This is a genomic window from Corallococcus sicarius, from assembly GCF_003611735.1.
Classification (GTDB): domain Bacteria; phylum Myxococcota; class Myxococcia; order Myxococcales; family Myxococcaceae; genus Corallococcus; species Corallococcus sicarius.
Genome location: NZ_RAWG01000345.1, coordinates 1 through 9,485, shown reverse-complemented (window position 1 = coordinate 9,485; position 9,485 = coordinate 1). Strand labels below are relative to the sequence as shown.

The 9,485-nt window shown below is 70.4% G+C and carries 9 protein-coding genes; 3 read left to right on the top strand and 6 right to left on the bottom strand.

Annotated elements, in window-relative coordinates; genetic code table 11:
- Window positions 1–320 precede the first annotated feature (320 nt).
- Window positions 321–2,429, top strand: coding sequence for a M4 family metallopeptidase (locus D7X12_RS34955; protein ID WP_120629541.1), 2,109 nt, complete (start codon window positions 321–323; stop codon window positions 2,427–2,429).
- 72 nt (window positions 2,430–2,501) lie between these two features.
- Here D7X12_RS34955 and D7X12_RS34950 read toward each other — a convergent pair whose 3' ends face one another.
- Window positions 2,502–3,812: a M18 family aminopeptidase gene (locus tag D7X12_RS34950; protein ID WP_120629540.1), complete on the bottom strand. Its 1,311-nt coding sequence runs from the start codon at window positions 3,810–3,812 to the stop codon at window positions 2,502–2,504.
- A 12-nt stretch (window positions 3,813–3,824) separates the two neighbouring features.
- Window positions 3,825–4,658: a zinc-binding metallopeptidase family protein gene (locus D7X12_RS34945; RefSeq protein WP_167509085.1), complete on the bottom strand. Its 834-nt coding sequence runs from the start codon at window positions 4,656–4,658 to the stop codon at window positions 3,825–3,827.
- Window positions 4,659–4,775: 117 nt separating this feature from the next.
- Between D7X12_RS34945 and D7X12_RS34940 the strand changes: the two genes are divergently transcribed.
- Complete coding sequence (locus D7X12_RS34940; RefSeq protein ID WP_120629538.1) at window positions 4,776–5,486, top strand: hypothetical protein; 711 nt, start codon at window positions 4,776–4,778, stop codon at window positions 5,484–5,486.
- Between the two features lie 29 nt (window positions 5,487–5,515).
- Here the strand turns inward: D7X12_RS34940 and D7X12_RS34935 are convergent, their stop codons facing one another.
- A complete protein-coding gene (locus D7X12_RS34935) occupies window positions 5,516–6,451 on the bottom strand; it encodes an acyl-CoA dehydrogenase family protein (protein ID WP_120629537.1) in 936 nt (311 codons plus the stop codon).
- Window positions 6,452–6,500: 49 nt separating this feature from the next.
- The gene (locus D7X12_RS34930; RefSeq protein ID WP_120629542.1) at window positions 6,501–7,160 is read right to left on the bottom strand and encodes an SET domain-containing protein; all 660 of its coding nucleotides are present in this window, start codon (window positions 7,158–7,160) and stop codon (window positions 6,501–6,503) included.
- Window positions 7,161–7,265: 105 nt separating this feature from the next.
- Between D7X12_RS34930 and D7X12_RS34925 the strand changes: the two genes are divergently transcribed.
- Window positions 7,266–7,637 carry a DUF423 domain-containing protein gene (locus tag D7X12_RS34925; protein WP_120629536.1) on the top strand — a complete coding sequence of 124 codons (372 nt, stop codon included), beginning with the start codon at window positions 7,266–7,268 and terminating at the stop codon, window positions 7,635–7,637.
- Between the two features lie 23 nt (window positions 7,638–7,660).
- Here the strand turns inward: D7X12_RS34925 and D7X12_RS34920 are convergent, their stop codons facing one another.
- Both D7X12_RS34920 and D7X12_RS34915 read right to left on the bottom strand, forming a co-directional pair.
- Window positions 7,661–7,957 (bottom strand): hypothetical protein, encoded by a 297-nt coding sequence (locus D7X12_RS34920; protein ID WP_244224962.1) that lies wholly within the window; start codon window positions 7,955–7,957, stop codon window positions 7,661–7,663.
- A gap of 116 nt (window positions 7,958–8,073) precedes the next feature.
- Entirely contained in the window at window positions 8,074–9,333 is a 1,260-nt protein-coding gene (locus D7X12_RS34915; RefSeq protein ID WP_244224961.1) for a glycosyltransferase family 87 protein, read from the bottom strand.
- Window positions 9,334–9,485 lie beyond the last annotated feature (152 nt).

Sequence of the window (9,485 nt, the reverse complement as noted above, 5' to 3'; positions counted from 1 at the left end):
CCCCCACTGTATCAGTCCGCCGTCCGCCTCCCGCCACCCCACCTTCCTGCCCCAGCGGATTTTTCCGGTGATTTTCCGCCTTTTTCCCCGCCATTAAACACTCGAATTATGGCGCCCTGCGTCGGTTAATTCCTGAGTTCGGGTCCAGTAGGACCCCTGCTGCAAGTAAAATCGGCGTGTCAACTGCCGCAATTCATGGAACCCAACCAAAGCTATCCAGTGAATTCTAATTATTCAGCTTAACTTCCTTGCCCCACAGGAAACTCTCGGAGTCCGGTATGCGAGAATTGTTCATCCCCCTTGCAGTGTGAGTGACCCACATGAGCATCCGCCGCACCGAAGGTCAGACGCCCGTCACCCTCCGTCCCTCCACCGACACTTCGAAGACGGCGCCCAAGGCCCAGAACGTCCTGCGCGTGAAGGACGGCTTCGAGTCCGTCAAGGGCGTGGGTGGCGCCAATGTCGCCGCGGCCATCGTGCCCCCGACGACGACGTCGACGCAGGGCGCCCCCGCGGGCCGCCTCGCGCTGGACAGCAAGGACGCCCAGTCGGCCATCCAGACGTCGCTGAAGCACCTCACCCCGCCGATGACGGCGCAGACGCTGCTGGCGGCCAACAAGGCCGGCGCGACCCTGGTGCCCAAGAGCGTCGAGCGCGACGCGCTGGGCATGACCCACGTGCGCCTGGACCGCATGCACGAGGGCGTGAAGGTGTTTGGCGAGCAGGTCATCAGCCACCTGGGCAAGGACGGCAAGGTGTCCAGCGTCACCGGTGAGCAGAACGCCATCCCGGCGGGCCTGGGTTCGCAGAAGCCGAAGCTGGCGCCCCAGCAGGCCATCGACATCGCGAAGAAGGAGCTGGGCGGCAAGGCCGACAAGCAGCCCTCTTCCGAGCGCGTCATCTACCAGGACCAGGCCGGCAAGTACCACTCGGCCTACCAGGTGGAGGTGACGCAGATCGCCGGCCAGGAGAAGCCGAAGAAGCAGAACTACATCATCGACGCCAACACGGGGAAGGTGCTGGAGAGCTTCAACAAGATTGGCGGCTACTCGCGCCCGGCGGCCGCGGGTGACACCCAGCAGACGACGGTGCTGGCGACCCCGAACGCGCCCATCCCGGACATGGGCAAGGCCACGTCGAAGGTCACCGTCTCGAACGACATCACGGTCGACCAGCTGAAGCTGGACCTGGACATCAAGCACACGTACAGCGGCGACCTCACCATCAGCCTGACCAGCCCGTCCGGCAAGACGGCCGTCGTGCAGAACCGCAAGGGTGGCGGCGTTGACGACGTGAAGGGCAGCTTCGACCTGTCCGCGTTCGCGGGCGAGAAGGCCAAGGGCGACTGGACCATCACGGTCGAGGACAAGGCCAAGCGCGACACGGGCACCCTGCAGTCGTGGGGCCTCACCGTCACGGGCAAGCCCTCCACGCCTCCCCCGACGGACCCCGTGGGCGTCGCGGACGACCAGACGATGTACAGCGGCCACGTCGACCTGAAGACCACGAAGAACGCGGACGGCACGTACTCGCTGGAGGACTCGACGCGCGGCAAGGGCGTGGTGACCTACGACGCGAAGAACGCGAACACGGCCAGCGGTCAGACGAAGATCACCGACAACAACGACAAGTGGGGCGAGGCCACCGACCCGGCGCGCGCCAAGGCCGGCATCGACGCGCACTACGGCGCCTCCGCGACGTACGACTTCCTCAAGGACGTCCTGGGCCGTGACTCCATCGACGGCGCGGGCGAGAAGCTCGTCAGCTACGTGCACGTGCGCAACAACTACGTGAACGCGTTCTGGGACGGCGAGAAGATGAGCTACGGCGACGGCGACGGCAAGCAGTCCGGCCCGCTCACCACGCTGGACATCGCCGGCCATGAGATCGCGCACGGCCTCACCGAGCGCACCGCCGGCCTCATCTACAGCGGCGAGTCCGGTGGCCTCAACGAGTCCTTCTCCGACATCATCGGCACGGGCGTGGAGTGGCACGCCGCCCAGAAGAACCCCGAGGCCAAGTGGAACTGGACCGTGGGCGAGGCCGCCTGGACGCCGACGAACGGCGACCCGCACGACGGCCTGCGCTACATGAACGACCCGACCAAGGACAACTACTCGGTCGACAACTACAAGAACTACCCGAAGCAGACGGAGGTGCACGGCTCCAGCGGCATCTCCAACAACGCCTTCTACCTCCTCGTGGAGGGCGGCAAGAACCGCACCTCCGGCCTGGAAGTGAAGGGCGGCATCGGGATGGAGGACGGCCTCAAGATCTTCGGCCGCGCCCTCACCACGTACATGACCCCGAAGACGAACTTCGCGCAGGCCCGCGAGGCCACCATCAAGTCCGCCACGGACCTGTACGGCGCGGACTCCAACCAGGTCCAGAAGGTGAAGGACGCCTGGACCGCGGTCGGCGTGAACTAGTCGTCACGCAAGCTTCTTGAAGCATCCTGAGGCGGGTCCGGTGTCGAAACCGGGCCCGCCTCTTCCTTTGTCTCAGGCGAAGAAGCGCGTCAGCACCGCCACCATGCGGGCCACGTCGGACGCGGCGGCCAGCTCCCGGATGGAGTGCATGGACAGCATGGGGTTGCCCACGTCCACCGTGCGGATGCCCAGCTGCCCCGCCGTGATGGGGCCAATGGTGCTGCCGCAGCCCAGGTCCGTGCGCGTGACGAAGTGCTGGGGCGTGACGCCCGCCTCGCGGCACAGCGTGGCGAAGTGCGCCCACGACTCGCCGTCCGTCGCGTAGGACTGGTTGACGTTGGTCTTGATGACGGGCCCGCCGCCCAGCTGCGGCTGGTGCTTCGGCTCGTGCATGGACGGGTAGTTGGGATGCACCGCGTGCGCCATGTCCGCGCTCACCAGGAACGAGCGGCGGATGCTGCGGTGGAACGCGTCCGCGCGGCCGTCGGAGTGCCCCTGGACGATGCGCTCCAGCAGGTCCTTCAGGAACGGCGACGCGGCGCCCTGCGCGCTGCGGCTGCCGCACTCCTCGTGGTCGTAGAGCACCACGCCGCAGGTGGCCTCACGAGGGCCGGTCGGCGACAGCAGTGCGGTGAGGCCGGTGTGGCAACTGGCCAGGTTGTCCAGGCGGGGCGCGTGGAGGAACTCCCCGTGCAGGCCCGAGCGGGTGGACGGCTGCACGTCGTAGAGGCACAAGTCGTAGCCCAGCAGGTCGTCCGCGGCCGCCGTCACGCCCTCCTTCGCCAGCTCCTCCACCAGCAGCGCGCGCAGCTCCGCGGGGCCCGCGCTCTCCAGGCCCAGCACCGGCACCATGTGCTCCTGCGGGTTGAGCTTCAGCCCGTCCGTGTTGACGCCGCGGTTCAGGTGGATGGCCAGGTTGGGCACGCGCAACAGCGGCCGGCGGAAGTCCACCAGGTGGTGCTGCGGGCGGCCGTTGTTCAGCACCACCACGCGGCCCGCGAGCGACAGGTCGCGGTCCGTCCACGTGTGCAGCAGCACCCCGCCGTAGATCTCCACGCCGAGCTGCTGGTAGCCGTGGCGGTTGACGGGCGAGTTCGGCTTGAGGCGCAGGTTGGGCGAGTCCGTGTGCGAGCCCACCAGCCGGAAGCCGGTGGCGTCCGTGGGCTTCGTGCCCAGCTGGAAGGCGGCGATGCTCGTGTCGCCGCGCACGACGAAGACCTTGTCCCCGGGCTTGAGGGACCAGGACTCCCGTTCGTCGAGCGCGCGGTACCCCGCGGCGGTGAGACGGCGCGCCGTCTCCCGCACCGCGTGGTACGGCGTGGGCGACGCGTCGATGTACTGGAGGAGGTCTCCGGCCTGCTTGTCGGTGTCGGTGGGGCTCATGGGCCCGGCACGCTAACGCCGTCCGGCCCCGGTGCCACGTCCGAGTGTCGTTCCCCCGACAGGCGGACGTGCGCCCGGCGGCAGGATGGTGGAGGAGGCGCGCGTCCGGGGCCCGGCGTCCAGGAACGTCCCCAGGAGCACCCAGCGCCGCGCGGCGTCCTCGCGGGCCTTCTTCGCGCAAAGCGGCGTCGTGTAGTGCCAGAAGGGCAGCCGGTACACGGTGATGCCGCCCACGGTGCTGACCTTCGTCAGTTCGGAGAAGTGCCCGCCCTTCGCGTACACGAGGTACTGGTGGTCCACGGCGGGCATCGTCAGGCTGACGTGCATGTCCACGTAGCCGTCGCGCGCGTCCGCCTCCTCCGGGTGGTGGTCGTTGTGCGGGCCCGTGTAGTCGCCGGGGCCGTAGCAGAGCACCTGGATGCCCCAGGAGCGCTTGAGCGCCCGGCCGCTCACCGCCGCCGCGAACCCCGCGAAGGTGTCACTGCGCAGGAGCGCCACCAGGCCCACTTCCTCCGCCGCGCGCCACGAGCGCGAGCGCCGGCTCTCCAGGAGCGCGGTGCGCACCCGCACCGTCTTGGGCAGGGCCTCCGTGTAGTTCTCCACCATGCCGGAGATGGAGTCCTCCGGGATGGGGTCCTCCATCGTCACCAGCGTGTCGCGCAGCGCCGCGTCCAGCACGTCGCGGGCCTCCGCGGCCTTCTTCACGTCGATGACGCCTTGCAGCGCGATGAAGGGGCGCGTGGGGTCCAGGAGCGCGCCACACGTTTCGGGGTCTCGACCTTCGAGAATGCGGCGGCCTTTGGGGGTGAGCAGGTCGGCGAACTGGGTGGGAAAGCGCGGGGCCATGGCGCGCACCATAGCGGTCCTCGGGTGGAACGCACGCGCTGGAGCACGGCGACCAGGCAACTCCCCTGCCCGCCCGGCGGATAATCCGTTACCCGAAATCCACGGTAGAAGGTGTCCATGACGTCCATCCGCAACCGCCCCACCGCTGTGCCCCCCGCAGCGTCTTCCCGCACGCAGGCTCCGGCCGCGCAGCCGGCCCGGACCAATCAGGTCACCCAGGTGTCGCGCGCGGACGTGCTCAACCGCGCGGAGCTGGCGCGGGTGCGGTCGACCCAGCCTCCGGCGGCGCCGGTGGCGGGCGCGTGGCGGGGCGGCCCCAACACCGAGGTCGGCCGCGCCATCCAGACGATGCGCGCGCGGCTCCAGGACGTGAACATCACCATCAAGGGTGACACGCCTTCGAGCCTGTTCGACCGCGCCATCCTGGACAACAAGCACGTCACCAACGCGCAGATTCTGGAGATGTCCAAGGTGAAGCTGGAGCAGCTGGCCACGGATCCGAAGGACCGCGCGAAGGTGCTGGAGAAGGTGCCCAACGCGCGCGAGCTGCCGGTGCACCAGTTCACCGTGGCGATGCTGTCCGCGGTGACGGGCATCGACCGCGCCGCGCTGTCGGAGGCCTGTCCCGACCTGGGGCTCACGGGCGCGCCGGGCACGCCGCTGCTCTACGCCGCCAAGACAGAGCGCATGCAGCGCTCCACCGCGCTGCACGACTTCACGGACTACATGCGCGGCGCGGGCGTGAAGGGCATGAACAAGGCCGTCTGGGGCGTGGAGAACCGCATCCTGTCCGCCATCGTCTCCGCCGCGGGCGGCGGCCGGTACTAGGCCGGATGTCTCCCGGCCGTGGGGCGGCCTCAGTCCTCGGTGCCGCCCCCGGCCAGCTTCTGTCGTGCGGACTCCAGCCGCATCATCCGCACCCGGGACGCCAGGTCGAGCAGGCGCCGGTCACGCTGCCACCGCTCCCGCGTCTCCACGTCCACGCCCTCCCAGGCCGTCTCGCAGCGTTCCAGCGCGCGCTGTAATTGCGTGAACGCACCGCCCAGCGCCACGTGGACGCCGGGGTCGCTGGGGTTCTCCTGCGCCAGCGCCCGCATCAGCACCGCGAGGGCCACCAGCTCCTCGCGCAGCGCCACCGGCCAGCCGCAGCGGCGGCCCACCTTCACCAGCCAGCCCAGCACCGCCAGGTTGACGTGGCAGTCCTCCACGGTGCGGAACGGCCGCAGGTAGCGCGTGTAGCCATCCCCGGGCAGCACGTCCTCCGCGCTCACGGTGACGCCCTCCAGCCGCAGCGCCGCGTGGGGCACCTCCGGCACGAAGGACAGCGCGGGCAGCGGCTCCACGTGCACGCCGGGCTGCTTCGCGTCCACCCGCACCATGCGCAGGCGGTTGCGCCCCTGCGCGTCGCGGCCCTCGGTGGCGACCACCAGGAGCACTTCCGCGTGCGTGCCCAGGGTGACGTAGGTCTTCTGCCCGTCGAGCCTCCAGCCGGTGCCCTCCGGCGTGAGCGTCGTCTCCATGGCGCTGGGGTGCCCACCGCCGGGCTCGGTGGCGCAGAGCGCGCCGCGCCGGTCCGCCGGGAGCTGGGGGACGAGGGAGCGCAGCGCGGCGTGGTAGCCGGAGGCGAACGCGAACCCCAGCCGATCCATGCGGAACCCGCTGGCGAGCGCCTGGTCCGCGGGAGCCTGGAAGCGCGGCAGCACCGCGAGGTGCCGGCGCCACCAGGCGTCCACGGAGTCGAGCGAGGGAGACTCGGGGGCTTCGGTGAGCAGCAGGCGCAGGACGTCTTTCACGCCCTCACTCTAATCCCCGCCCCCTTCTGCGCGCGCGGGGCTTTGGCGCTCAGCTCGCGGCGCGGCGGCCCCGGCCCGCGGACTTCGAGCGGGAGGTCGCCTGGGACTTCGACTTCGAGGCGGCCTTGGTCTTGGAGGACGCCTTGGACTTGGAGGCGACCTGGGACTTCGACTTCGACGGGGCCTTGGCGGAGCGCTTGGCCTTGCTCGCGGGCTTCTTGCGGCGTGCGGGGGCCTTCTTCTCCGGGGCGAGGATGGTGCCCCGGCAGGAGGGCGTGCCGCAGCGGCAGAGGTAGAGCCCCTCGGCGTCGTCGTCCATCTCCGGCGTGCGCTCGTAGGCGTAGTCGTACGTCAGCTCCTCGCCCGGCTCGATGGTGCGCAGCGCGTAGATGTGGATGTGGCCCTTGTCGATGAGCGACTGGCAGTTGGGCTCGCACGAGTGGTTGATGTAGCGCGACTCGTTGTGCACCGTGCCCGCGTCCAGCACCGTGTCGTCATCCAGGTTGAAGAGGAAGGTGTGGTGGCGCTCCATCGACTCGTCGTCGTAGCGCACGTCCGCTTCGGCCTGGGTGATGCGCTCACCGATGTACTCGATGATGCGCGCCCCCTTGCGGATGCGGCGGGTGGCGAAGGCACCGAGCCCCTGGATGGGAGACTGGCGCAGCTCGAAGGGGATCGACGGGGTCGGCTGGAAGGAAGGAGAAGTCATCATCGGGATGGGAGCGGCTGGGGCGGGTGCGGGTTCGGCCAGGACGCTGCCTTCAGGCGCGGTGTAGCGTGCCGCAGTCAAGCCCGCGAAGAAAGGCACTCGAACATGCGGTGGTGGCTCGTGGTCGGAGCGGTGAACGCTTTCCTGTCCGTGGCGGCGGGAGCCTTCGGGGCGCATGCGTTGCGTGCCCGGCTTCCGCAGGATTTGCAGGTCATCTTCGAAACAGGCGCGCGCTACCACATGTACCACGCGCTCGCGCTGGTGGCCGTGGGGTTGCTGGGCGTCACGCGCCCCTCGCCCCTCCTGTCCGCCGCCGGGTGGGCGATGCTCGCGGGCATCGTCCTGTTCTCCGGCAGCCTCTATGCGCTCGCCCTCTCCGGGGTGCGCGTGCTGGGCGCCGTCACCCCGCTGGGGGGCCTGGGCTTCCTCGCGGGCTGGGTCCTCTTCGCCATGGCCGCGTGGCGCACCACGCCCTGAGGCCCTGAGGCCCTGAGGTCCGGTCACTCCTTCAACAGGGGTGGCAGGGGGTAGATGAGGTCCAGGTCGCGGTGGTTGCGCAGGCCGCAGGCCTCGCGCTGCACGGTGAGGTTCCAGCGCAGCCGCTCCGCCTCCTTCCAGAGCGCGCGGTACGCCGGGTAGCGCTCTGCCCGCGCGGGGCCGCTCGACGCGCGCAGCTCGCGCTCGGAGCGGGACAACGCATCGAGCACCTTCTCCAGGCTGTCCCCGGAGCGGCGCAGCCCGGAGGCGCGCTCGCGCTGGAAGTCCACCTCGACAGGCAGCAGGGTCTCCACTCTCACCGGGCGGGCCATGGCCTCCCCCTAACAGCGAGGGGGTGGCTTCGCATCGCGCGCCGGGGTCCTTTGGGGGCGGTGCGGCCCCCTCGCCCTGGACCCCTCCGGGCGGGCAGGCGCGCTCAGGTCGGCGGCGTCGGCACGGGCGCTTCTTCCGCCACGGGCACACCCGGCCGTCGTCCCAGGCGCCACACCTCGCGGGCCCAGGCGAGGCCCGCCCCCAGCACCATCCCGTTGCGCACGAGCAGCAGCACCGTGTGGGGCCACTGGAGGCCGGAGTAGTACGTGCTTCCCGCGAACAGGCCCCGGGTGATGGCCGCGGCGACAAGCACCACGACGGACGGCCCCACCGTGCCGGAGAGCAGCGCGAGCGCGGCGGCCCCGGTGAGCCAGATGAGGTACTGCGGGCTCAGCACCGGGTTGAGGATGACGAAGGCCACGAGCGGCACCAGCGCCAGCCGGGCCAGGTCCTCGATGTGCTGGGGCGGCTTGCGCCACGCGCCCCACACGGACAGCCCCGCGGCCGCCAGCGAGCCCGCCACCCAGATGTAGCGGGTGAGGACGCGCACCGCTTCGGCGGCGGGGCCGTGCAGCTCATACGCGGCCAGCGCCTTGACCCACTGCACCTGGGCAAGCCCCATCAGCTTCGCGGCCCACAGCAGGCCCGCGCTCAGCGCCTCCACCTGGAGCCCCCGCTCCACATGGAACGACGCGAACCGCCACCACGGCCACAGCAGGCTCAGGGGAAGCAGCGGCAGCACGCCCACGACGAGCCCCAGCAGCAACGCCCGCGTGGGCTTCAGGCCCCGCCGCCAGCACACGGCCAGGGCCAGCGGGACGAGCACCGCCGGGTACAGCTTGGTGACGGTGCCCACCGCGAGCGCCACGCCCGCCCACCCCTCGCGCCGCCGCATCAGGGCCACCAGCGCGGCCAGCACGAACACCGCGGGGATGAGATCATAGCGCTTGAGGTAGTGGATGCTCTGGATCCAGCTCGCGACACTGTACGCGGCGAGCGGCACCCACGCGCGCCAGGCCGTGCCCCAGCGCCGCACGCCTTCGGACAGCAGGAGCCACTTGAGGCACGCGTCGAGGAGCGTGAGCTGCAGACCGAAGGCGAGGACGAAGCCGCGCTCGTCACCGCCCACCCAGGCGGCGGGCACGAACCACAGGAGCGCGTAGGGCGGGTATTCGAAGCGGAAGTCGACGTTGGGGACCGCGCCGCCCAGGAAGGCGTGGGCCGTGCTGAAGTACAGGTACAGGTCGCCCACGCGCGGAGAGAACGCGTAGTACGCGAGCGGCAACACGCTCACGACAAGCGCGAGCCAGTGCAACGGGCCGGGCCGGAACCGGAAGGGGGCGGACGGAGTCGGAGCGGACACGAAGCGCCACTCTGCCCGCGCGGCCCGGGCGCTGTCGCGGGGAAAGGCGTCTGGCGCCTCCCCTGCCCCTCCGGCCTGCGGACTCCGAGCCTGCGGACTCCGGGCCGGCGGCGTGCGGGGCCGCACCCGACCCGCTAGGTTTGCCCCTCCCG